23 protein-coding genes are annotated in these 22,496 nt (G+C 60.2%); 8 read left to right on the forward strand and 15 right to left on the reverse strand.

Translation table 11 applies throughout. From position 1 onward, the window contains the following. Positions 1–3 precede the first annotated feature (3 nt). Genes QSJ36_RS11160 through nadB form a run of 4 tightly spaced genes read right to left on the reverse strand, consistent with a single transcriptional unit; the run spans position 4 to position 5,055 of the window. Positions 4–1,191, reverse strand: coding sequence for a glycosyltransferase (locus QSJ36_RS11160; protein WP_285468678.1), 1,188 nt, complete (start codon positions 1,189–1,191; stop codon positions 4–6). Further along, complete coding sequence (locus QSJ36_RS11165; RefSeq protein ID WP_285468679.1) at positions 1,188–2,408, reverse strand: glycosyltransferase family 4 protein; 1,221 nt, start codon at positions 2,406–2,408, stop codon at positions 1,188–1,190. The genes QSJ36_RS11160 and QSJ36_RS11165 overlap by 4 nt, the downstream gene beginning before the upstream one ends. 17 nt (positions 2,409–2,425) lie before the next feature. Further along, on the reverse strand, positions 2,426–3,457 hold the full coding sequence (locus tag QSJ36_RS11170) for a hypothetical protein (RefSeq protein WP_285468680.1): 1,032 nt from the start codon (positions 3,455–3,457) through the stop codon (positions 2,426–2,428). Then, positions 3,451–5,055 carry an L-aspartate oxidase gene (gene nadB / locus QSJ36_RS11175; protein WP_022398215.1) on the reverse strand — a complete coding sequence of 535 codons (1,605 nt, stop codon included), beginning with the start codon at positions 5,053–5,055 and terminating at the stop codon, positions 3,451–3,453. Before nadB ends, QSJ36_RS11170 begins: the two co-directional genes overlap by 7 nt. Before the next feature lie 106 nt (positions 5,056–5,161). Here nadB and rlmB point away from each other — a divergent pair, with 106 nt between their 5' ends. From rlmB to QSJ36_RS11190, 3 genes are all read left to right on the forward strand, one after another. Further along, positions 5,162–5,749 carry a 23S rRNA (guanosine(2251)-2'-O)-methyltransferase RlmB gene (rlmB, locus tag QSJ36_RS11180; protein WP_022398214.1) on the forward strand — a complete coding sequence of 196 codons (588 nt, stop codon included), beginning with the start codon at positions 5,162–5,164 and terminating at the stop codon, positions 5,747–5,749. A gap of 33 nt (positions 5,750–5,782) precedes the next feature. Then, positions 5,783–6,604 (forward strand): metallophosphoesterase, encoded by an 822-nt coding sequence (locus tag QSJ36_RS11185; protein WP_285468681.1) that lies wholly within the window; start codon positions 5,783–5,785, stop codon positions 6,602–6,604. 434 nt (positions 6,605–7,038) lie between these two features. Beyond that, a complete protein-coding gene (locus QSJ36_RS11190) occupies positions 7,039–7,446 on the forward strand; it encodes a metal-dependent transcriptional regulator (RefSeq protein WP_022398212.1) in 408 nt (135 codons plus the stop codon). Between the two features lie 60 nt (positions 7,447–7,506). Here the strand turns inward: QSJ36_RS11190 and QSJ36_RS11195 are convergent, their stop codons facing one another. Next, positions 7,507–9,603: a heavy metal translocating P-type ATPase gene (locus QSJ36_RS11195; RefSeq protein WP_102728653.1), complete on the reverse strand. Its 2,097-nt coding sequence runs from the start codon at positions 9,601–9,603 to the stop codon at positions 7,507–7,509. Between the two features lie 124 nt (positions 9,604–9,727). Next, complete coding sequence (locus QSJ36_RS11200) at positions 9,728–9,958, reverse strand: hypothetical protein (protein WP_022398210.1); 231 nt, start codon at positions 9,956–9,958, stop codon at positions 9,728–9,730. A 300-nt stretch (positions 9,959–10,258) separates the two neighbouring features. Here QSJ36_RS11200 and QSJ36_RS11205 point away from each other — a divergent pair, with 300 nt between their 5' ends. Beyond that, complete coding sequence (locus QSJ36_RS11205; RefSeq protein WP_022398209.1) at positions 10,259–10,462, forward strand: hypothetical protein; 204 nt, start codon at positions 10,259–10,261, stop codon at positions 10,460–10,462. 42 nt (positions 10,463–10,504) lie between these two features. Next, on the forward strand, positions 10,505–11,824 hold the full coding sequence (locus tag QSJ36_RS11210; RefSeq protein ID WP_285468682.1) for a carbohydrate porin: 1,320 nt from the start codon (positions 10,505–10,507) through the stop codon (positions 11,822–11,824). A 166-nt stretch (positions 11,825–11,990) separates the two neighbouring features. Here the strand turns inward: QSJ36_RS11210 and QSJ36_RS11215 are convergent, their stop codons facing one another. Next, entirely contained in the window at positions 11,991–12,176 is a 186-nt protein-coding gene (locus QSJ36_RS11215; RefSeq protein ID WP_102721212.1) for a hypothetical protein, read from the reverse strand. Between the two features lie 255 nt (positions 12,177–12,431). On the opposite strand from QSJ36_RS11215, the gene QSJ36_RS11220 reads away from it, so the two are divergent. Then, positions 12,432–12,839, forward strand: a complete 408-nt coding sequence (locus QSJ36_RS11220; protein WP_022398206.1) for a hypothetical protein — start codon at positions 12,432–12,434, stop codon at positions 12,837–12,839. Positions 12,840–12,928: 89 nt separating this feature from the next. On the opposite strand, the gene QSJ36_RS11225 is transcribed toward QSJ36_RS11220, so the two are convergent. The 7 genes from QSJ36_RS11225 to tadA all read right to left on the reverse strand — a co-directional run bounded on the left by QSJ36_RS11225 (position 12,929) and on the right by tadA (position 19,211). Next, positions 12,929–13,120 carry a FeoB-associated Cys-rich membrane protein gene (locus tag QSJ36_RS11225; RefSeq protein ID WP_102721214.1) on the reverse strand — a complete coding sequence of 64 codons (192 nt, stop codon included), beginning with the start codon at positions 13,118–13,120 and terminating at the stop codon, positions 12,929–12,931. Positions 13,121–13,152: 32 nt separating this feature from the next. Then, positions 13,153–15,414 carry a ferrous iron transport protein B gene (feoB, locus tag QSJ36_RS11230; protein ID WP_285468683.1) on the reverse strand — a complete coding sequence of 754 codons (2,262 nt, stop codon included), beginning with the start codon at positions 15,412–15,414 and terminating at the stop codon, positions 13,153–13,155. A 76-nt stretch (positions 15,415–15,490) separates the two neighbouring features. After that, positions 15,491–15,721 carry a ferrous iron transport protein A gene (locus QSJ36_RS11235; RefSeq protein WP_012420130.1) on the reverse strand — a complete coding sequence of 77 codons (231 nt, stop codon included), beginning with the start codon at positions 15,719–15,721 and terminating at the stop codon, positions 15,491–15,493. Between the two features lie 31 nt (positions 15,722–15,752). Next, positions 15,753–15,965, reverse strand: a complete 213-nt coding sequence (locus tag QSJ36_RS11240) for a FeoA family protein (RefSeq protein WP_022398203.1) — start codon at positions 15,963–15,965, stop codon at positions 15,753–15,755. Between the two features lie 253 nt (positions 15,966–16,218). Then, positions 16,219–17,598, reverse strand: coding sequence for a cytochrome c peroxidase (locus QSJ36_RS11245; protein ID WP_022398202.1), 1,380 nt, complete (start codon positions 17,596–17,598; stop codon positions 16,219–16,221). 66 nt (positions 17,599–17,664) lie between these two features. After that, positions 17,665–18,603 (reverse strand): lipoyl synthase, encoded by a 939-nt coding sequence (gene lipA, locus QSJ36_RS11250; RefSeq protein ID WP_102726537.1) that lies wholly within the window; start codon positions 18,601–18,603, stop codon positions 17,665–17,667. Between the two features lie 50 nt (positions 18,604–18,653). Continuing rightward, on the reverse strand, positions 18,654–19,211 hold the full coding sequence (tadA, locus tag QSJ36_RS11255) for a tRNA adenosine(34) deaminase TadA (protein WP_285468684.1): 558 nt from the start codon (positions 19,209–19,211) through the stop codon (positions 18,654–18,656). 144 nt (positions 19,212–19,355) lie between these two features. On the opposite strand from tadA, the gene QSJ36_RS11260 reads away from it, so the two are divergent. Together QSJ36_RS11260 and QSJ36_RS11265 are read left to right on the forward strand one after the other, a co-directional pair. Beyond that, entirely contained in the window at positions 19,356–20,354 is a 999-nt protein-coding gene (locus tag QSJ36_RS11260) for an ROK family protein (RefSeq protein WP_022398199.1), read from the forward strand. Positions 20,355–20,412: 58 nt separating this feature from the next. After that, complete coding sequence (locus tag QSJ36_RS11265) at positions 20,413–22,338, forward strand: heavy metal translocating P-type ATPase (RefSeq protein ID WP_285468685.1); 1,926 nt, start codon at positions 20,413–20,415, stop codon at positions 22,336–22,338. A 15-nt stretch (positions 22,339–22,353) separates the two neighbouring features. Here the strand turns inward: QSJ36_RS11265 and QSJ36_RS11270 are convergent, their stop codons facing one another. Next, positions 22,354–22,485: a hypothetical protein gene (locus QSJ36_RS11270; RefSeq protein ID WP_285468686.1), complete on the reverse strand. Its 132-nt coding sequence runs from the start codon at positions 22,483–22,485 to the stop codon at positions 22,354–22,356. Positions 22,486–22,496: the final 11 nt, after the last annotated feature.

Consider the following 22,496-nt stretch of genomic DNA (forward strand, 5'->3'; position numbering starts at 1 on the left):
CGGTCAGCTGCCGCCTTTGGCGGCCTCATAAGCGGCAATGATGCGCTTGCAGGAGTTCTCCGCATGCAGCAGGGAGCACCAGTAGCGGGAAATTTCCTCCGGGCTGCGTTTTCCTTCATCCCAGGCGCGGATTTCCTCCAGCAGCGCCCCGGAGACGCTTTCCGGGGTGTCTTTTGGGCTGAGCGTGCCGGAATCATGGGAAACGTACCATTGCAGGCAGTTCAGCAGGGGCGTAAGGCGCGGACCAACGACGGAAGCCCCGGCGCAGAGCGCTTCCGCGGAGGCGACGTGCGTTCCCTCGGACCGGGAGGTGCAGAGGCTGATTCTGGCTTGGGAGTATTTCTTTTGCAGCTCCGCGTTGGGCAGGTAGCCGGCCAGGCGGATGCGGGCGCGGAGGTCTTCCGGAAGATTGCCGTGCCATTCCCGGAGGAAGGGAGGGATGTTCCCGTAGATTTCCGCTTCCCAGTGCGGTGCGCGGGGCAGGGCCTGTTCCAGCGTGGCCATCAGCAGGAAGGGGCGTTTGTAGAGAAGGTCGTCCCAGCGGCCCACGGCCATGATGATGTTGCGTTTCTCCCCGGCATAGCGGCAGGTGGAGGAAATGGGGTTGGGAATGAGGGCCAGTTTCCGGACGATGGATTTTCCGTAGAGCCATTCCCGGTCCTGAATGGATTTGACGGCTGCCGGCATGGGGAAGGCTACCATGTCCCCCTGGTCCAGGTGTTTTCTTCTTCCCCGGCTGGCCAGGTTCCAGGTGTGCTGTTTCAGCAGGCGCAGCAGGAAAAAGGCGGTGCCCCTGATTTTTCCGCGGGCGAAGACGTCCCTGGTCCACATGTTTTCCGCGATGGGGAGCCAGTATTGCCACGGAAAAAACAGTCCGGAGGAATCCATGTACACCACCAGGAAGATGCCCGCGTCATGGATGGCCCTGGCGATGGGAAGATATTTGCCCGTGCCCCAGGCGTACAGGACCAGTCCGTCAATGCCCAGGGATTTCCACCAGGCGGCGTCTTCCAGGTTGGCGTATTCCGTGCGGATGAGGTCGGGGTCGTCCCCCTCCTGGACGGGCGTGGGCATGATGGCCCTGCTTTCCAAGCCGATCCGCTGGAAGGCTTTGCAGAAAGCCCCGGAATCACGGGAAAAGAAGGTGTGGTCCCCTTTGAAGGGAACGGGAGTGCAGGTGTACCATTTCATGATGCCGTGATGTTGGGGGATTGACGGAAGAGGCGGAGTTCCTCAAGAAGGCTGCCCATGGACTGAAGCCATGCGGCGGGGGAATACGTGGAGGACAGGAGCTGCTGCCCGTGCGCGCCCATGGACGGCCAGCGTTCCTCTTCCTCCAGGGCGGTGCGCAGCGTTTCCGCCAGCGCGTCCGCGGAAGGTTCCCGGGCAATCCAGCCGTTCCGGCCGTGGCTGATGAGCTCCGGCAGGCCGCCGCGGGGGGTGACGATGACGGGCGTGCCGTGGAGCCATGATTCCAGGACGACCATGCCGAAGGTTTCTTCCCACAGGGAGGGCGCCACGGCCAGTCCGCAGGCGGCGCGCACGGCGCCCTGTTCCTCATGGGGAATGAACCCGGTCAGGCGGATGGATTCAAGGCGGCGGGAAGCGACGTAGCGCTCCAGTTCCCCGCGCAGGGGGCCGTCCCCCATCAGGTAGAGGGTGCGGCCGGGAGGGGCAAGGCGTTCCCACGCCTGAACCAGTGGGAGGACGCCTTTTTCCTGCGTAAGGCGTCCGGCGTAAAGAACGTCCCGGCGGGGGAGGTCCGGCAGGGGAGGTCCGGCGGGGGAGGTTTTTTGCCGGATGAAGTGGGGAATGACCCTGATTTTGTCCTCCGGTATTCCGGTTTGGATGAGGAGCTCCCGCTGGCGGCGGCTGACGGCGATGTAGGAGGAAAGGCGGTTCCAGGTGCCCATGCGGCGCGTTTTATACAACGTAGCGGCCGCCAGGGCGGAATAGGCCGCGCTGCCGCGCCAGCAGGCGTGCAGGACGCCGGGAAGGTAGTTGCCATTTTTACAGGAGAAGCAGGGGGAGCCGTCCCGGTAGAATACCCCGTTGAGGCATCCGGCGCGGTAGTTGTGCAGGTAGTGGATGACGGGAACGGATTGCTTCAGGGCCAGCCCGTAGACGCAGGGGGACATGGCCGGGAACGTGTTGTGGATGATCCACGCGTCATAGCGGTCTCTGCGCAGGCATTCGCGCAGCTTTTCCTCCACGTCCCTGTTGCGGAGCATGTAGCGCATTTTCGTCAGCGCGCCGTGGGGACTCTGGAACAGCTCCGCGGTGGAATAGACAAAGGGGATGACGTCCGCCACGGCTCGCAGCTCTTCTGTGATGGCGCGGAAGCAGACTTCCTCCCCCCCCACGTCGCCGTAGCGGCTGAAAATATGTAGAATGCGTGGACGTTGCATGGCCGCGGCGGAACGGACTATCCCTGGAGTTCCCTCCTGAGCTTCTGGGGATCCTTCAACAGCTCCCTCTGGATGGCTTCCTGCTGCTGGCGCAGGTGGTCTTCCCGGGACTGGAGGGCTTTTCTCCCGGGGCCCACTTCGGAATTGACGAAGGGGTTGTTATCCCCCCATTTGGACCAGGGGCCGCGGGGGATGCGGTAGAATTCCACAAAGCGCCAGTGGACGACGGCCGTTCCGCCGGTGATGCCCAGGTAGTCGCGCACGGCGGGGGAGATGTCGATGCCCGCTCCCTTGTTCTGGGTGTTGACGGGGGGCTTGTCGCCGAAGACATAGGGCCAATCTTCCGTGGTGAAGGGGCCGCAGTCCTCCCACTGGGCAAAGCAGGAGCGCTTGTTGTAGACGATCTGCACCCACCTGCCTTTGCAGACGGATTGCCCTTTCCCCGTGTATTCCCGGCGGAACCACGGGATGACGCGTGACGCCTCCGTCTTGTGCTCTCCCTTGCAAACGTCATTGTAGGGCAGCGCCACGTAAAAAGGATTTTGCCGGGGAACGAACGTTTTCGGGCGGAAGTCCACGGTGCGGCACACGGGGTCCGGATTGTCGAAACCGCCGAAGTTTTCCCGCCAGGCGGAGTCCCACGAGCTCTTGTGGTTGGCTACCGGGTTGCGCTCCGTGGAATCCTCCCCCACCCAGAAGACCGTGGCGGTGATATTGAGCCGCCAGGGATAGGTGCCGGGGCTCTGCCTGGCCGTCCTGGGAAGGATGCGGGGCTGGGGCGCCGGGCGTTTGCCGCCCGCTGCCGCGGCGGGCGATTTGACGATGACCCTGGGCAGCGGGTCCCGCTGCGTGGGGGTGATGATGACGGGGCCTTTGGGCCGTCCGGAGCTGTCCGCCAGGGCGCGGGTTGCGCTCCGGCCCGTCTGGATGTCCGCCCTGGCGGCCCCTGCCGGAGCTAGGGCCAGCAACGCAAGCAGGCATGCGGAAAGGAAGGAGTTCCCAGCGGAACCCTTCCGGAATGCCTGTTGACGTTGCCAGTGTTTTACCATCGGTGCAGTTGAGTGACGAAGCGGTGATCCAGCTTGCCGGGATAATCCGTGTTGAAATGGAGCCCGCGGCTTTCATTGCGCCGCATGGCGCAGTCCACGATCAGGGAGGCCACCGCCACCAGGTTGCGCAGTTCCAGGATGTCCGGCGTGATGCGGTACCCCCAGTAGAAGTCCTTCACCTCCCGGTGAAGCATTCGGAGGCGCGTGGCCGCGCGGTCCAGCCTTTTGTTGGTCCGCACGATGGAGACATAATCCCACATCAGGCGGCGGATTTCATCCCAATTGTGATAGATGACGGAAAGTTCGTCCGGCAGGGCGGTATCCCCGTGGTGCCACGCGGGGATGTCGTAAGAAGTGGGGGCATCCTTTCTCAGCGGCTGGAGGGAGAGCATGGAGTCCAGCGCGCGCTTGGCGACCACCACGCATTCCAGCAGGGAGTTGGAGGCCAGGCGGTTGGCGCCGTGGAGGCCCGTGCACCCGGTTTCCCCGGCGGCGTAAAGGCCATCCAGGCTGGTCTGGCCGTTGACGTCCGTCAGGACGCCGCCGCACTGGAAGTGCGCTGCGGGAACGACCGGAATGGGCTCCCTGGCGGGGTTGATGCCGTAGCGGCTGCAGGTCTCGTAAATCAGGGGGAAGCGCTCCTGGACGAAGCCCTCCGGCTTATGGGAGATATCCAGATAGACGCACATGCTGCCCGTCCTCTTCATTTCCGAGTCCACGGCGCGGGCGGTAATGTCGCGCGGGGCCAGGGATTTGCGGGGATCGTACTTGTGCATGAATTCCTTCCCGTCCGCTCCGATCAGTACGCCGCCTTCGCCCCGCACGGCCTCGGAGATGAGGAAGGAGCGCGCTTCCGCTCCTTCCGCGCGGGTGTTGAAGAAGCAGGTGGGGTGGAACTGCACGAATTCCATGTTGGCGATGGTGGCTCCCGCGCGCCAGGCCATGGCTACGCCGTCCCCCGTGGCGGAATCATTGTTGGTGGTATACAGGTACACGCGTCCGCAGCCGCCGGTGGCGAGCAGCACGCGGTCTGACCGGAAAATTTCCACTTCCCCGGAGGCGCGGTCCAGCACGTAGGCCCCAAGCACGCGGTCTTCCGTGACCAGACCTAGTTTGGTCGTCGTAATCAGGTCGATGGCGAAGTGGTCTTCCAGCAGTTGGATGTTGGGGTGGAGCTTGGCCGCCTCCAGCAGCTTGGAGGTGATTTCCAGGCCGGTGGCGTCCTTGGCGTGGAGGATGCGCCGCTTGGTATGGCCTCCCTCCCGGGCCAGTTCGTAATCCTCCCCCTGGTTGCCGGGGTCAAAATTGACGCCCCATTCCAGCAGTTCCCGGATGGCGCCGGGGCCTTCCTCCACAATGGTGCGTACGGCCTGTTCGTTGCAGAGGCCCGCGCCGGCGTCCAGCGTGTCCGCAATGTGGTCTTCAAAGGAGTCGTTGCGGTCCCAAACGGCGGCTATGCCGCCCTGCGCCTTGGCGGAACTGCAATCCAGAAATTTGCCTTTTGTAATGACGGCAACCTTGCCGTGTTCCGCCGCTCTCAAGGCGAAACTCAATCCGGCAACACCTGCCCCAATGACTAAAAAGTCGCTCGTCTTCATCTTGAATGGTACGGAACTGTAGCATAACGGAGACCCTCAAGTCACGCCCAATGATGGGGCGGCGGGGCATATTTGTCTGGAAAAGAAGCGTGAAACACGCTAATTCATGGGCATGAGACCCCAAGGGAACGAACAGGAGGCGCGCCGGAACAAGCATGTGCGCAGCGCTCCGGCCAAAATTGCCGTGAAGGCGCTGGGAGAGGATGTGCTGGACGGGATTCTGGACAAGTCCCCCAACCCCCTGCTGCTGATTCTGGACTGCGTGCAGGACCCCCACAACCTGGGAGCCATTCTGCGGACGGCGGACGGCGCGGGCGTGGATGCCGTAATCGCTCCGCGTGACAAGTCCGTGGGCATTACGGAGACCGTGCTGCGCGTCTCCGTGGGGGCGGCGGAAAAGGTGCCTTTCATCCAGGTGACCAACCTGGCGCGCACCATGAAGCAGCTCCAGGGCCGCGGCATCTGGATATTCGGCACCTCGGACAAGGGGGACCGCGACCTGTATGAAACGGATTTCACGGGGCCGGCCGCGCTGGTGATGGGCGCGGAAGGGGAAGGCATGAGGCGGCTGACGGAAGAGAATTGCGACTTCCTGATCAGGATTCCCATGAAGGGGAGCGTTCCGTGCCTGAACGTGTCCGTAGCTACGGGCGTGTGCCTGTATGAGATGGTGCGGCAGCGGCTGCGCTCCTGATTCCATGGTTGTTTTCCTCCTCCCTCCGCCCTTATGATTCAGGAACTTGACCTTGCTCCGGGGGAACGTGCCCGGTTCATTTCAGACGTCCACTTCGGCCATGCCAAGGCGCTGGCCCGGGAGCCGGAGGAACTGGCTTTCCTGCTGGAGGGGTGCACTCATCTGGTGGTGTGCGGGGACCTCAGTGAAACCCGTGAAAGCCCCTGCCAGGCGGAAGGGCTGGAAAAACGCGCCCGTTTCCTGCAAATGTGCCGGGATGCCGGAGTGCAGCCCGTGCTGCTGGCCGGCAACCATGACCCGGATGAGAAGGCCGGACTGCTGAAATTGCAGGGTGGACGCGTCTGCGCCCTGCACGGTCATGCCCTGTTCAAGGAGGTGGCCCCGTGGGGATGGGAATATTTGAAAAACAAGCAGGCCTCCCGTGAGCTGATTGCCGCGTTCCCGGAGGCGGATACGGATTTGCGGCGGCGGCTGGAACTGGCGCGCGCCATGAGCGTGCTGGTTCCCCCCATTTACACGCGTTCCGGGGCGTGCCGGAACAAGCTGGTGCGTTTTCTGGCGCATTCCGCCTGGCCGCCGGAGCGGCCCGCGCAGATTCTTCTGGCATGGCTGACGATGATGCGGCGCATGCGGAAATTCACGGAACGCTTTTTCCCGGAAGCGGAAGTCGTCATCTTCGGCCATCTGCACCGCCGTGCGGTGACCGGGAAAAGGGGAGGGCGGCTGTACGTCAATCTGGGCGCCTGCTTCCACCATGCCGAGTGCTGGGCGGCGGACGTGACGGCGGAGGGGGGCGTCTCCATCCGCAGCTATACGCCTGAAGGGCATGACGGTCCGGCGGTGGTTCTCCGCTGACCGCGTCCCGCAGAGGAAGGAAAAAAGGGAAGGGGAACGCGCCCGTGTTTAGGCGATAATGTGTTAGAGCACCGGATGACTAGTCCATACAGTTTGTGGACGCGTTCCCCAAGGAGTTTGGCCGCGCCTGTTTTCCCTTGTTGCCGGAGGGACAATTTTTCCCGGAGCATTTCAGGGCGCAGCCCCGGCAGCAGCAGGGGCGCGAGGCGGGAAAGAACCTGGAGAAGAAGGACTCCGTTCTGGCGGGAACGCCGCCGGAGCATTTTCTTCCGTTGTTTCTTTCCGGGTTTGGGCTGACCATGAATGAAAGTTAGTTTAATCTAACTTGTTTTGCAAGAAAAAAGTTTGTCTCACCTAATATTTTTCAAGAAGAGGTTGACTTGACCGTAGCTTGGGTTATTGTTTTTGTTAGTTAAACCTAATAAGCATCAGTCATGATACGCAAAAACTTTCCCTCCCTGGAGCTGAGCAACAGCCTGGAGGATTACATTGAGGCCGTCCGCAACATCGAGCTGGAAAAAGGGTGCGCCGCCGTAGGAGAGATCGCGGAGGCGCTGAACGTGAAAAAGCCTTCCGTCTCCCTGGCCATGAAGCAGTTGAAGGAACGCGGCCTGGTTGAATATACGCAGTATTCCCCCATTGTGCTGACCCGGGAGGGCCGTTATTACGCGGACCGGGTTATTTCCTGCCATACCATGGTGAAAGAATTCCTGATCACGGTGCTGAAGATGGAGGAGAAGCGCGCGGACGAAGTGGCCTGCGGCATTGAACACATTATGACGCTGGAGGAAATTTCCCGGTTCCAGCTCCTGACGGAGCATTGCCGGAAGAGCGGAGAATAGGAAGGCCCAGGACGTTTTTCAAAGGGATGGTTCATTTCCACATGAACCATCCCTTTCCTTTTACTGCGGAGTGCCGACCGGGGGCAGGCAGCGGCGCGTGCTGCGCGCGCTGACGTACACCGTGGAGGCATTGTGGAGGAACGCGGAAAGGGCCGGGGTAATCAGCCCGAACATGCCCAGCAGAATCAGGGAGGTGTTGAACCCGACGATGAAGCGGTAGTTGCGCTCTATTTTTTCAAGGACGGCGCAGCTCAGTTCCCTTAAAACCGCCAGTTCACTCAGGGAGCTGGACAGCAGGGAAATGTCCGCCACTTCACGGGCGATGTCGGAGGAATCCTTCATGGAGACGGAGACGTCCGCGCAGGAAAGGGCGGGGGAATCGTTGATGCCGTCACCCACCATGCACACCGTTCTTCCGGACTGCTTCAACTGCTGGATGAAGCGCGCCTTGTCCTCCGGCAGAACCTGGGAGCGGTATTCCGTGATGCCCAGCTGGCGGCTGATGGCGCGGGCGGCGGACTCGCTGTCTCCGGTGAGCATGATGATGGAGGAAATGCCCTGCCGCTTCAGCCGGGCGATCGTTTCCCTGGCTTCCGGCCTGGGAGGGTCGCTGACGCCGATCATGCCGATCGCCCTGCGGCCTATGGCCAGGAAGATGTTGGATTTGCCCCTGGCATGGCTGCGGATAGTCTGCCGCTGTTCTTCCGTGAGGGGGATGCCTTCATCTTCAAAAAGGAAGTGGTAGCTGCCCACGAGGACCTTCTTCCCATGCAGGCGGGAGGAGATGCCGTGGGCCACGATGTATTCCACCTCCGCGTGCTCTTCCTCATGGTGCAGGCCTTCCTCCAGCGCCTTGCGCACGACGGCCCGCGCCACGCTGTGGGGGAAGTGCTCTTCCAGGCAGGCGGCCGTTTTCAGGATGTATTCCCGGCTGCAGTCGCTCAGGGGGACAATCTGCGTTACCTGGGGGCAGGCGGAGGTCAGCGTGCCCGTCTTGTCAAAGACGATGGTGTCCGCCCTGGCGAACAGCTCCATGAATTTTCCCCCCTTGATCATGATCTTGCGCGCGGAAGCTTCCTTCATGGCGGAGATGACGGAAATGGGCGTGGCGAGCTTGATGGCGCAGGAATAATCCACCATCAGCACGGAGAGCGCCTTGGAGATGTTCCGGGTGAACAGGAACAGCGCCCCTGCCGTGAGCAGGGTGAGGGGAACGATGGAATCCGCGAGTTTTTCCGCCCGGCTCTGGATGCGGGCCTTCAATTCCTCCGAATGGTCAATCAGGGCGATGATGTTGTTGATGCGGGACTGGTCGCCCATGGCGTCCACCCGGATGACGAGGGAGCCTGTTTCCAGCGTGGTCCCGGCGAAGACGACGGAGCCTTCCTGCTTGGCTGCCGCTTCCGATTCCCCCGTCATGGCGGCCTGGTTCACTTCCGCCTCCCCGGACAGGACGGCGCCGTCCACGGGGATGACGTTGCCGGCGTCCACTCGGATCTTGTCCCCGGGCCGGATTTGTTCCATGGGAACCTGGCGCATGCCGTCCTTTTCCACCCTCCAGACCTGGTCCACGTTGATGCTCAGGCTGGCCGCAAGCGCCGCCCGGGTCTTCTTCCGCGTGTAATTTTCCAGCAGGTCTGAAATGGAAAGAAGGAACATGATGGAATTGGCCGTTCCGTAGGCCCTGGTGCCGATGGAGACACCGATGGATACGGCGTCCAGAACCGCCACATTGAGCCTGCCGCTGCCCAGGCCTGCCATTCCGCGCCGGAAATAGGAGCCGTAGTTCCAGAAAGCCTTGGCCATTCTGAGAGGGGGCGGCAGGAATAATTTGCAGAGCAGGAAGGAAGAAACTTTCCCGGCTATCTTAAGGGAAAAGGATTGGCCCAGTTTCCTGGCTTCCGCTCGTTCTTCCGGTTCATGGCTGCGGAGCGTTTCCGGCCTGAGCCTGTCCAGCACGCGGAAAATGGTCTGGGGATTCGCCCCTTCGTACAGGATGAACACCCCCCCGTTGCAGGGAGTGGCCTTGACGGAGCTGACCCCTTTCAGCTTCAGGAGCCTGCATTCAATGCCGCAGGCCTGGTCATGGTTGAACATGCCGCGGCCGCAGCGCACCCGGAGCCTGCCGGGCGTATGGTGGATAACCTGATAGTGCATCGGTTTGGAAAAATGAAAAAGGGGGAAACGCCCTTCTCCGTGCGTTTCCCCCGTTGGAGGCTGCCCGTTCCGCCGGCGGAGAAGGAAACGGACTGCCCCAGTATGATGATGAACAATGAGATTGTTACTGTTCCGGCTTGCGGTTTTCAGCGGCGGCCTCGTGGCACAAGTCCTGCGCTTCTTCACGGATATTAGCCAGTTGCTCCATGGCCTTCTGCTGGATGAGCATGGCTTTGGAAAGCCCCTGGACGGCCAATTTCCTGGTAGCGGGGCTTTTAACCACTTTCGTGCCGATGGCGGCGGCGATGACTCCGCCGACGAAGCCCCAGAGGCCCTTGTTGTTGATGTAACTCATGGTAATGTTTTTTGTTGGGTTCAGCCGGCCTTGGCGGCATGCAGCCGTTTCTTTCCCGGAAGGGTTGGATGATCTCCAATAGGCCTGCTTTTTTGTAACGTTCCGCAGGTTTCAGGTCAAGTTGAATTAGTTCCAACTAATTTTTTTACGGTACGTAAAATTATTTTAAAGATTTTTCAATACATTGATCATAAAAGAGGTATGAAACGTGCTTCATGGAATGAGTTCCAAATTGGAAAAGGGCTAAGGGAGAAAAAGTGTTGACTCAATAGTTAGTTTTATCTAACTTTGCCGCGTTGCATGAACTTGACCCATACAGGACTTCACCGTTTCTTCCGCCGGATTTGCCGGTACCGGAAACTGGCCGGGCTTCTCGTCCGGCGTCCCAGATACCGCCTGCTCTGCGGGGACTGTGAGTTCTGTATGGGCGCATGCGGCAAAGCCGTGGATGCGCAGTCCGCCGCAGGCCGGGAGCAGGAATGCTCCTCCGCCATGGAAGGCTGAACATCCGCGATTGACGAGGAAGACTCAAGATACAGCATTACTATGAAGAAACGCTACATGATACCCGCCCTGCTGGCCTGCTCCGGCTTCTGCATGGCCGGTACGGCATCCGTAGCCACTACCGTCGCCGCTCTGGCTGCGGAAGAGGCTGAAGGCAAAGGTTCCATTCTGGACGACATCGACCTGTTCGGGGACGAATACGGCGATGAAAGCACGCCCATTCCGAACGATCTTCTGACCAGGGCCCTGACGGATCTGCATAAAGGCGCTTACGAGAAAGCCGGCTTCCAGTTCCTGGTGGAGCAGGCGTTCCTCTATACCAAGGGCCACCATGCGGCCGCGAACGAAGAGACTGCCGGTTCCAGCCAGAGCTGGTACAAATTCCACGCCCAGGCCGGGCTGCAGCTGTTCAAATCCAGCCGCAACCAGGGAACCTGGATCAAGAGCGAGCTCTCCGGCTCCGTGGCCCTGAACAAGCATACGCACCGCACCACGCTGGACGACTCCTGGGGCGCGAGCGGCCCCGCCAACTGCGACGTTTTTGAAGACGGCTACTTCTACCTGCCGGAACTCCTCCTTTCCCAGGGTTTCATGGACGGCCAGCTCGTCATCATGGGCGGCATGATCAACCAGACGAACTATTTTGACGCCAATACGTATGCCAACACCACCTTCGGACAGTTCGGCGGCGCTCCCTTCGTCAACAACCAGGTGCTTCCGCTGGGGGACTCCAACTTCGGGTTCGTGGGGCAGTACCAGTTCAATGAAAACTGGTTCATCCAGGTGGGCGGCAACATGATGGACAATGAACCCCGCCGCAACCCGTTCCGCCACACGACCGGAAAATCCTTCAACCTGCTCGGTGAAATCGGCTGGACGCATGAAAAGGCCTTCGGCATCGGCACGGGCACGTACCGCCTGCAGCCGTTCATGTTCCATGCGGACGGCAAGAACCATGGAGGCGTGGCGTTCAACCTGGAACAGGACCTGGGCAGCAGCCCGTTCGCCCTGTTCGCCCGCGCCGGCTGGAGCAGCGCCGAATCAGGCAACATCTGCGGAGCGGAAGCCCAGGCGTCCGCCGGGGTCATTTTCAAGAAACCTCTGGAAGTCATGACCGGCTTGAAAGAAGCGGACGGCAACTTCTTTGGCGTAGGCTTCTCCGTGAGCAAGCCGGATGCCGACACGCTGGCGGAAACGCGGCCCGGGCATGACCGGGAAATGATTCTGGAATGCACGTACAGCTTCTCCATTACGCCGTACTGCCTCATCCAGCCTTCCTACCAGTATGTGAAGAATCCTTCCGGGCGGGATGACGTCAACTCCGCCAATATCTTCTCCGTACAATGCGTCGTCACGTTCTAGGCGGGAAATGTCCCGAATCTGTGGAAGCGCAATAATAATCAAGTCTTCCTTGTCCGTCTGCATGCAGAGAGCGGAATCCTGCGTGCAAGGGCATTGAAGGGGTCTGCATGACCTGGCTGCAACGTCGCATTCTCGATCAGGTAGGGGGTGCGGCGTTGCTTATTCTTTATCTCAAAGGAAGCGAGAGGCGCTTGAAACGCCTGTGTTCCTGAACCCCGTCATTCCGTTGTCCGGACTGGGGCGCTGCGGAAGAGGCCTGTACGGAGGAGGCCGGCGCCGTATTCCGCACCGGTTCCCTGCGGGCCGTATCCGCCTGACAGGAGGCTGCCAGCAGGCAGGCGGCTCCTATCATGATACATGTGTACTTGTTCATCATCTTATGTTGTGCGGCTGGTTGTAGCCGCTGATGGTTAGATTAGCACTTCTTCCCATCTGTTGAAAGTTCTTTGGTTTGACTAACAACAAGTTAGGTGAATTAAACACGAAGAAGAACGTTAAGGTCAGCGCCTTGCACGCTGCCGGATTTATGACAATTGATGACATTTCCGGCGTCAGGAAACATTTAAAACCATGTTGACTTGGATGGGAACTGTCTTAAACTGACAGAATGAGTAAGGTTCAATGGGAAATTTCAAATGATGAAGTGACTGACCGTGATACTGCTCTGCGCCGCTTGCAGGAGGGAACGACTGGCCATGTGGTATGCGCCCGTGACGGCGCGTGCCTCCAGTCCTACAAGGAAGCGGACGGCATCTACCACTGTGAAATCGTGTTCAAGACGGGCTCATGCTGCCCGCCGGTATTCGCCGCTCCGGAAGGGGTGACGGGGCAGGAGCTGGAAACGCTGTACGACCGTTTTGCCAGCGGTGACGACTTCTCCTTTGTGGAAAAGGAATGGGAGCCCCTGATGGCCGTGGAGTACCGCCACCGCCACAATGTGATGTGGTTCATCTTCCTGTTTATCGCGCTGGTGATTGCGGCCATGGCGGCGTACCAGCACGGCTGGATCGGTTAAGGAGGGAGCGCATGTGGCATGCGCAGAAGGAAAGAACCTGCAAACCGCGGGCGGTCTGCAGGTTCTGAAAGAAAGGGCTGAGACTGGGCTCAGTCCTGTTTTTCTTGATCGTCGTCGTGATGGTGGCCTCCGCAGCAACCGCCGCCGCTGCCGCAGCAGCTATCGCCGCCGTTGCCGCACCCGTCACAGTTGCCGCAGCACTTGCCGCGCTTGCTGAACGTTTTATACAGCGCGTAGGCCAGGGCCAGGAAAAGGAGGGTGGCAATGATATATGTTCCCATGTTGGTGAGGGGGTTAGGAGTGGGTATGAGGGTTATTTGGAGGATGCGGAGGGTTTCTTCACCACCAGGTAAATGAGGCCCAGCAGGAGCAATACGGCGAGCCCCTGCCCGATGCCGAAGGAAGCTTCCGCATAAAGCCATGCTCCCATCTGGTAAATCAGGAAGGCCAGGCAGTACGCCAGGGCGCACATGTAGCCGATGGCGAAGAAAGTCCATTTGGCGCTGTTCATTTCCCTTCTGATGGCTCCCATGGCGGCAAAGCAGGGGGCGCAGAGAAGGTTGAAAATCATGAAGGAGAAGGCGCTCAGGAACGTGAAGGCTCCCGCCTGGACCAGGCGGTCCCCGGTTTCCCTGATTTCAGCGTCTTCATCTTCCTCCTCTTCAGCGGCGGCTTCCTCGGCGGCAGCTTCTTCAGAGGCGCCCTCCAGGGATGCCTGGAGCTCCTGGCCGGCGGGGGACATTTCCTGCGTTTCGGCGGGTTCTTCCTCCGCCTCTTCCCCGGAACTGCCGTCCGCATACAGAACGCCGAAGGTGCCGACCACGTTTTCCTTGGCAATCAGTCCGGTGATGGTGGCCATGGTAGGTTTCCATTCGCCCCAGCCCAGCGGCTGGAAGACGGGTGCGGCCACGTTGCCGATGGAGGCCAGCATGCTGTCATTCTGCTCCACGGAATCAACCTTCCAGTTGTAGCTGGAAAGGAACCAGATCAGGGCGCTGGACACGAAGATAACCGTCCCGGCTTTTTGCACGAAGGCCTTGCAGCGTTCCCACGCGTGGATGATGACGTTCTTCCAGGCGGGAACGTGGTAAATGGGAAGTTCCATGACGAAGGGGGTGGGATCCCCGGAGAACATGGCGGTCTTTTTCAAAATGAGGCCGGAAAGGATGATGGCGCCCACCCCGATGAAGTAGGCTCCCGGGGCCACCCAGGAATTTTCCGGGAAGAAGGCGCCTGCAATCAGGGCGATGATGGGCGTTTTAGCTCCGCATGGAATGAACGTGGTGGTCATGATGGTCATGCGCCTGTCCTTTTCATTCTCAATAGTGCGGGTGGCCATGATGCCCGGAACGCCGCAGCCCATGGAAACGAGCATGGGGATGAAGGACTTCCCGGAAAGGCCGAATTTGCGGAAAATGCGGTCCATGATGAAGGCCACGCGGGCCATGTAGCCGCAATCTTCCAGAATACCCAGGCACAGGAACAGCACCGCCATCTGCGGCAGGAAGCCCAGGACGGCCCCCACGCCGGCAATCACGCCGTCCTGAATCAGGCTTTCCAGCCACGGGGCGCAGTTGGCGCTTTCCAGCAGGCCGCCCACCCATTCCGGAACCCATTCCCCGAAGAAGGTGTCATTGGCCCAGTCCGTTCCCCATGCGCCCACCGTCTGGATGGAAATGTAATACACCGCCCACATGACGACGGCAAAGATGGGGAGGCCCAGCCAGCGGTTGGTGATGATGCGGTCGATCCTGTCGCTTCCCGTCAGGCTGCCGATACCGGCCTTGACGACGGAATCCGCGGTAATGCGTGAAATGGAATTGTAGCGCTCGTTGGTGATGATGGATTCGCTGTCGTCATCCATCTCCTGTTCCATGGCTTCAATGATCCCGTTGATGCGGGACTGCTCCTCAGGGGTGAGCGCGAGCTGGTCCGCGACTTTCTGGTCCCTTTCAAAAACCTTGACGGCAAACCATTTTTTCTGCTGGTCCAGGCATTTGCCGGTGATTATTTCCCCTATTTCCCCGATGGCTTTTTCCAGACGGTCCGGGAAGTGCACGGCGCGCGGGGCCCGGGCATCCTCCGAGGTGGCCGTTTTTACGACGGCGTCCACCAGTTCACGGATTCCGGTCCCTTTCAGGGCGCTGATTTCCAGCACCTGGCAGCCGAGATCCCGGGAAAGCTTTTCCGTGTCAATGCGGTCGCCGCGCTTCCGGACAATGTCCATCATGTTCAGGGCGATGATGACGGGAACGCCCAGCTCGCAAAGCTGGGTGGTGAGGTAAAGATTGCGTTCCAGGTTGCTGCCGTCAACCAGGTTCAGGATGAGGGAGGGATGGTCCGTGACCAGGTAATTCCGGCTGACGACTTCCTCCAGGGTGTAGGGAGAAAGAGAATAAATGCCCGGAAGGTCTTCAATGATGATGTTCTTGTGGCCTTTCAGGCGGCCTTCCTTTTTTTCCACAGTAACGCCGGGCCAGTTCCCGACGTACTGGCTGGCGCCTGTCAGGGCGTTGAAGAGAGTGGTTTTTCCGCAGTTGGGATTGCCCGCCAGGGCGATGGTAATGTTGCTCATGGATGTTTCCTTGTCTTGATGTATGGGTGCGCCGTCTTGCTGTCAGGTCAGGAAACGTGCGGTAATAAGGGCGGAATCAATGGATATGGATGTTCTCGGCTTCCGATTTGCGGATGGAGAGTTCGTAGCCGCGGACAGTAACTTCAATGGGATCTCCCAGGGGGGCGACTTTGCGGATGAAAATCTGCGTTCCCTTGGTGACTCCCATGTCCATGATGCGCCTTCTGACCGGGCCTTCCCCCGCCAGTTTCCCGACGGTGACGGTTTCCCCGATCAGGGCGTCTCTTAATGTACGGTGTTTGGTCATAGAATGATGGCTGATTGTTGGATGAGAAGGTTCAGGCCACGAATATCTTGCACGCAAGAGCCTTGCTGAGAGCTATCCGGGACCCCTTGACATTGACGATGAAGTTTCCGCCGTTTTCAGAAACGATGGAAACTGTGCTGCCGGCAACGAAGCCCAGGCTTTCCAGAAAACGCCGGGTTTCATCCCTGCCATGAATTTTGTTAACCTGGCGAATATCGCCGATGTTGAGCATGGAGAGTGGCATGGTGTGTGTATGAATCAAATCCGGGAGAAAGTTAGTTTCATCAAACTAGTAAGTCAATGATATTATGCGCCTGTGTTTTCAATTTGGATAAAAATTATTCATCATGAATCATTTACCCATTAGTTTAATCTAAGTATGACGCGGAGGAAAAGCCGGAAACGGGGGTTTTCCGGCAATAAGCCGGAAGGGGGAATACAAAAAAGCCGCGCCATGAAGGTTCATGGCGCGGCTGGAAAAAATGCTTTCCTCTGGCTCAGGAGGCGGGGCAGACTTCGCCCTGGACGGGCTTGCCGTTGTATTCCCCGGTCAGGGTTTTCAGGAAGGCCACCAGCAGGCTCACCTCCTTCTTGTCCAATTTGTCGTAGCCGAGCTGGTAGTGGTACATCTTGGTGATGGCTTCCTCCAGCGTCTGGGCGGAGGCGTCATGCATGTACGGCCAGGTAAGCTCCACGTTGCGGAGGGTGGGAACGCGGAACCTGTGCCTGTCTGATTCCTTCTTGGAAAAGTTCATCAGGCCGTTGTCGTCATTGGTCTTGGCGCGTCCGGCAAAGAAGTCTCCCTTGAGGTCGGCGTATTCAAAGGACTGGCCGCCCATGGCGGGGCCGGTGTGGCAGGTCTGGCAACCGAGCTTGAGGAAGAGCCTGTAGCCCTTCTTGGCATTCTCGCTGATGGCGTTTTCATCACCCTTCAAATAACGGTCGAACGGGCTGTTCGGCGTGATGAGGGTCTTTTCATATTCCGCGATGGCGTTTGTGATGGTTTCTCCGTTGAAGCCCTGGGGATAAACCTTCCTGAATTCCGCGGCAAACGCGGTGTCCTGGTTCAGCTTGGCGGCGATCTGGTTCCAGTCGTCCGGATGTTCGTAACCCATTTCCACCGGGTTCAGGGGAGGTCCGCCCGCCTGTTCCTGGAGGCTGGCGGCGCGTCCGTCCCAGAACTGCTTGGTGTGGAAAGCGGCGTTGAAGACGGTGGGGGCGTTGATGCCGCCCTTCTGGCCGCGGACTCCGGTGGAGGTGGCCAGGTTGTCCGTGCCGGCCTTCTCCAGGGAGTGGCAGGAGGCGCAGGAAACGGTATTGTCCGTGGAGAGGCGCACGTCATGGAACAGCTTGTAGCCCAGGGCCACCTTGGCCGGATCCGTGGGAAGGGCGTCTGGAATGGGGGAGATGGCGGTGATGGCGTACTCCTTGCCCACCATGTCGCCGAAGATTTTCAGGCGTTCATCCTTGACCCACTGGAGCATGGCTGCTTTTTCCGGAAGGGTGAGCGTGCTGCCCCAGTGCACCATGGTGTAGGAGGTGGGTGGCATGGAATTGATCTGGAGCACGTGTTCCAGTTTGGAAAGGGTCACGGCAGTGGGCGGTTCATCCATGTTGTAGCTGCGCTGTCCGTCCCGGATGTGGCGCGCCAGCAGGCCGCCGGAAAGGGTGTTCACCAATTCGGAAATGTGGGTGCCGGGCTTATGGCAGTCCGCACACTTGGAGTTCATGGTATGTGCGGTGATTTCCGCCGCCTGGGCGGATGTCAGGGGCTTGATATTCTGGTTCGGCAGGAACAGGGGCGCGACTGCCGCCGTCACGATGACCGTGCCACCCAGAATGGCCCCGGCCGTGATGAAGGAACGTGTTTTGCTCATGAGATTCTCAATGACGTGGAATTGCCTGTATGGTAAAAGGGAAGGGTTAATATATCAAGATTTATTCTAAAGTTCGCCGGCCTTTCTCAAATCTTCGTTAATGGCCTCCAGCACGTCCGCTTCCGGGGTGAAATTGGCGGCATGGTAGGAGCTGCGGACCAGCGGCCCGGACGCCACGTGCCTGAAGCCCTTGGCTCGCGCGACCTCCTCATAACGGACGAAGTCGTCCGGATGAATGTATTTGACCACCGGCAGGTGGTTGCGGGAGGGGCGCAGGTACTGCCCCAGAGTCAGCACCGTGACGCCGTGCTCCAGCAGGTCGTCCATGGACCGGAAAAGCTCGTCTTCCGTCTCTCCCAGGCCCAGCATGATGCCGCTTTTGGTGGAAACCTTGCCGTCTACGCAGTCCAGCGCCATCCGGAGGACGCGCAGGGAGCGCTGGTACTGGGCGCGGAAGCGCACGATGGGCGTCAGGCGTTCCACCGTTTCCAGATTGTGGCCGAAGATGTGGGGACGTGCCGCCATCAGCGTCCGGATGGAGGAGGGCTTCTCATTCAGGTCCGAGGCCAGCACCTCAATGATGGTGGAGGGACTGGCTTTTCTGACGGCCCGGATTACTTGGGCGAAGTGGGCGGCGGCTCCGTCCGGAAGGTCGTCCCGGGTGACCATGGTAATGACGGCGTGGCGCAGCTTCATGTGCACGACGGCGTCCGCCACGTGCTGCGGCTCCTCCGGGTCCAGCGGAAAGGGCTTGGCGGTTTTTACGGCGCAATAGGCGCAGGCGCGCGTGCACCGCTCCCCGGCGATCATGAAAGTGGCCGTGCCCTGGTTCCAGCATTCGTAGCGGTTGGGGCAGTGGGCTTCTTCACAGACGGTGAACAGGTGCTTGCCTTCCACAAGCTGCTTGACGTCCCAGAATTCCCGGCCGTTGGGCAGGCGCACCTTGATCCAGGACGGCTTGCGTTCCATCCCTTCCGCAGTCTCATTGTCGTTCCGGCGTTCCATAGCTCCGCTAGCTTGCCGTGACTCCGCCGCTTTGGCAAATGCAAAGTGTTTTATTCAGGGCTGTCCTCACCGTTTTCATCCGGGGCTGCGGAGGAATCCGCAGACAGCTTCTTCCGTTCTTTGGCCGCCAGCCGCGCCGCACGGAAAAATTCCTGGAGGTGGTGCAGGCATTCGTCCCCCAGAACGCCGGGACGCACCTCGCACTTGTGGTTGAGGGGAGGGTTGGAATCCAGCAGGTTGATCCAGCCTCCCGCGGCTCCGGTCCTGGCGTCCGGACAGCCGAAGACCACCCTGTCCGGGCGGCAGTGGACGATGGCCCCCGCGCACATGGGGCACGGTTCCTTGGTGACGTACAGGGTGCAGCCTTCCAGCCGCCAGTCGCCCAGAGCCTCCTGGGCTGCCGTCAGGGCGATCATCTCCGCATGGGCCGTGGCGTCCTTCAAGGTCTCCACCTGGTTCCAGCCCCGGCTGATCACGCGGCCGTCTTTCACCACGATGGCCCCGATGGGCACCTCCCCCTTCACCAGGGCTTTTCTGGATTCTTTCATGGCTTGGCGCATGAACCATTCGTCCGAACCGGGCATTTCCATCATCACGGCGCCTATCATGGACTGGACGGCGCATCCCTGGCAAGCCCTTTCTGGAGGATATTTATTGTATTTTATACAAGAAGTTCGGCATGCCGCGGAAAGGGATGGGTGTGAATGCGTTTTTGCGTTGATTCCAAGGGGTGCGTGGCATAAGTATGAACCATGAGCTTTTCAGAACCCTGCGCATTGGCCGTGGACTTCGGCGGTACGAGCATCAAAATGGGCGTGACGGCGGGGGACCGTATTCTGGCGACGGCGGACCGCATCCCCACCGCCATGTTTGAAAGTCCCCAGGCGATTATTGAGGCCATGATTGCGGCGGCCCTGAACCTGCGCGGACAATTCCCGTCCGCCTGCGTGATGGGCATGGGGATGCCGGGATGGTGCGATTACTACAGGGGGACTCTTTACCAGCTTACCAATGTCCGGGTATGGGACCATGAAGTTCCGGTGAAGGAGCTGATGGAGCAGGCGCTGGGCCTCCCCGTCGTGCTGGACAATGACGCCAACTGCATGGCGTATGCGGAATGGAAGCTGGGCGCCGGTCGCGGCATGTCCAGCCTGGTGTGCCTGACCATGGGGACGGGCATTGGCGGCGGCATTGTGGTGAATGACCGCATCCTCCGGGGGAAACGGCTTTCTACCGGGGAGCTGGGCCAGACGAGCATTCATTACCAGGGCAAGCCCGGCCCGTTCGGCAACCGGGGAGCCATTGAAGAATACATCGGCAACAACGAACTGGCGGCGGAGGCGGTCAAACGGTATGCCGGGGCGGGAATCGTCAAAACCGTGAACGAATGCACGCCCAGGGACCTGGACGAAGCCGCCCGCGCGGGCTGTCCCATCGCCCTTCAGCTATGGGAGGACACGGCGGAAATGCTGGCCTGTCTCATCATGAACCTGATGTACACGCTGGTGCCGGACGCCTTCATCATTGGCGGGGGGGTAGCCAAGGCCGGAGACCTGCTCATGAAGCCCCTGCTGAAGAACCTCAGGGAGCAATTGTTCCCCATGCACATGGAGGAGCTGAAAATCCTGCCCGCCAGATTTGGCGCGGAAGCGGGGCTGCTGGGCGCCGGCGCCATGGCGATGGACGAATTCCTGGGGCAGGGAGTTCTGGAACGTTTTAAGAAAGAAGAAGTAGCAAAAGCTCTTTGTTAGATTGAACTAACATAGGACTTGCCATAGCGTAGACGCAGGCGTACAAGCGGAACAGGTCATGAGTATGGAACATTCCCACGAACATTTTTCACAAGGAGCTTCCTGCTGCGCCGGAGGGTGCTGTTCAGGAAGCTGCTGCGGCTCTGGAGACGCCATCAGGCCCGTTCCCGCCGTGCTGGGCATCGCCCTGTTTGTCGCCGCCCTGGTGATGGGAAGCGATTCCTGGAGCGGCATGGCTGCATATGCGGCGGCCTACCTGCTGATAGGCTGGGATGTATTGAAGGCGGCTTTTTTGGGGTTGAGGCACGGGCGTGCCATGGATGAAAATTTCCTGATGAGCATTGCCTCCCTGGGAGCGATGTTCCTGGGGGATTATTCCGAAGCCGTCGGGGTGATGCTTTTCTACCGCGTGGGAGAATATCTCCAGGAGCGCGCGGTGGGCAGTTCCCGCCGGTCCGTGAGCGAACTGATGAACCTGAGGCCTGAATCCGTCCATGTGAGGGAGGGCGGCACTGTCCGTGACGTTCCTCCCGCGGAGGTCCGGCCCGGTTCCGTGATTGAAGTGCGCCCCGGAGAGCGTGTCCCGCTGGACGGCACGGTGACGGAAGGGAATTCCGTCCTGGATACCTCCGCCATGACCGGTGAATCCCTTCCGGTGGAGGCCGGGGCCGGAAGCACCGTGCTGGCCGGGTACATCAACGGACAGGGCGTGCTGGAGGTGCGCACGGACCGGGACTGGCGGCATTCCGCCCTGGCGAGGGTCCAGGAACTGGTGGAAGCCGCTTCCGGCCATAAATCCCCCCTGGAAGGAAGGCTGTCCACGTTTTCACGCATCTATACGCCGCTGGTGATCTCCATTGCCGTTCTGGTGTTCCTGCTTTATCCCTTCGTCACGGGCGGAAGCTGGACGGACGGCCTGTTCCGCGCGCTGGTGCTGCTGGTGATCTCCTGCCCCTGTGCGCTGGTGCTGTCCATCCCGCTGGGCTTCTTTGCCGGGATAGGGCGGGCGGCGCGGCAGGGAATTCTGCTGAAAGGGAGCAACTACCTGGATGCCCTGCGGAAAGTGAAGACGGTGGTGTTTGACAAGACCGGAACCTTGACGGAGGGCGTCTTTTCCGTGGATGAAGTGCTTCCACGTGACGGAGTAACGCCGGAGGAACTGCTGTACTGGGCGGCGCACGCGGAAAGCTCCGCCTCCCACCCGCTGGGGCGTTCCATCGTAAAGGCGTATGAAGGCAGCCTGTTCCCGGACCGTGTGGCGGAGCTGGTGGAAGTAACGGGGGGCGGCGTTTCCGCCCGTGTGGAAGGGAAGGCTGTGCTGGTGGGGAAAAAGGCTTTTCTCCAGGAGGCGGGAGTAGAGGCAGGGGAGGAAGAGGATCGCGGCGTAACCATTTACGTGGCTCTGGACGGCGTTCCGCTGGGACGTTTGCGTCTGTCTGACCGGATCAAGCCGGGGGCGGAACAGGCGGTGCGGGAATTGAGGGGGCTGGGCGTTTCCAACCTGGTGATGCTGACGGGGGATTCCTCCTCCGCCGGTGCGGAGGTGGGGCGCAAGCTGGGGCTGGACGAGGTGTTCAGCGGGCTGATGCCGGCCGGCAAGCTGGAGCACGTGCGCCGGCTGAAGCCGGAAGAAGGCCTGCTCGCCTTTGTGGGGGACGGCATGAATGACGCTCCTTCCCTGGCTGCCGCGGACATCGGCATAGCCATGGGCGGCGTAGGGTCTGATACGGCTCTCCAGGCTGCGGACGTGGTGGTGATGAAAGGAGACCCCGTTGCCGTTCCGCAGGGGATGGTTCTGTCACGGGCGACGGAGCGCATTATCGTGCAGAACATTGTTCTCATCCTGGGCGTCAAACTGCTGGTGATGGTGCTGGGTATTCTGGGGCTGGCCGGTATGTGGGCCGCCGTCATGGCGGATGTAGGCGTCTGCCTGCTTGCGGTGGGCAACTCCATGCGTATTTTCCGGGTAAAACTGGACGCGTGACGGAGGAGAATCCGTTCACTCCACCCCCTTGTTCCGGGCGGAGCGGCTCCCGGCAAACATGCTATCCATGCTATCCATGATGTCCATGATGTCCATGATGTCCATGATATTGCCGCGGAATCCGGAAATGACGGGGAACATCTCCATAAAAAACCTCC

Source organism: Akkermansia sp. NBRC 115031, from assembly GCF_030268505.1.
Classification (GTDB): domain Bacteria; phylum Verrucomicrobiota; class Verrucomicrobiia; order Verrucomicrobiales; family Akkermansiaceae; genus Akkermansia; species Akkermansia massiliensis.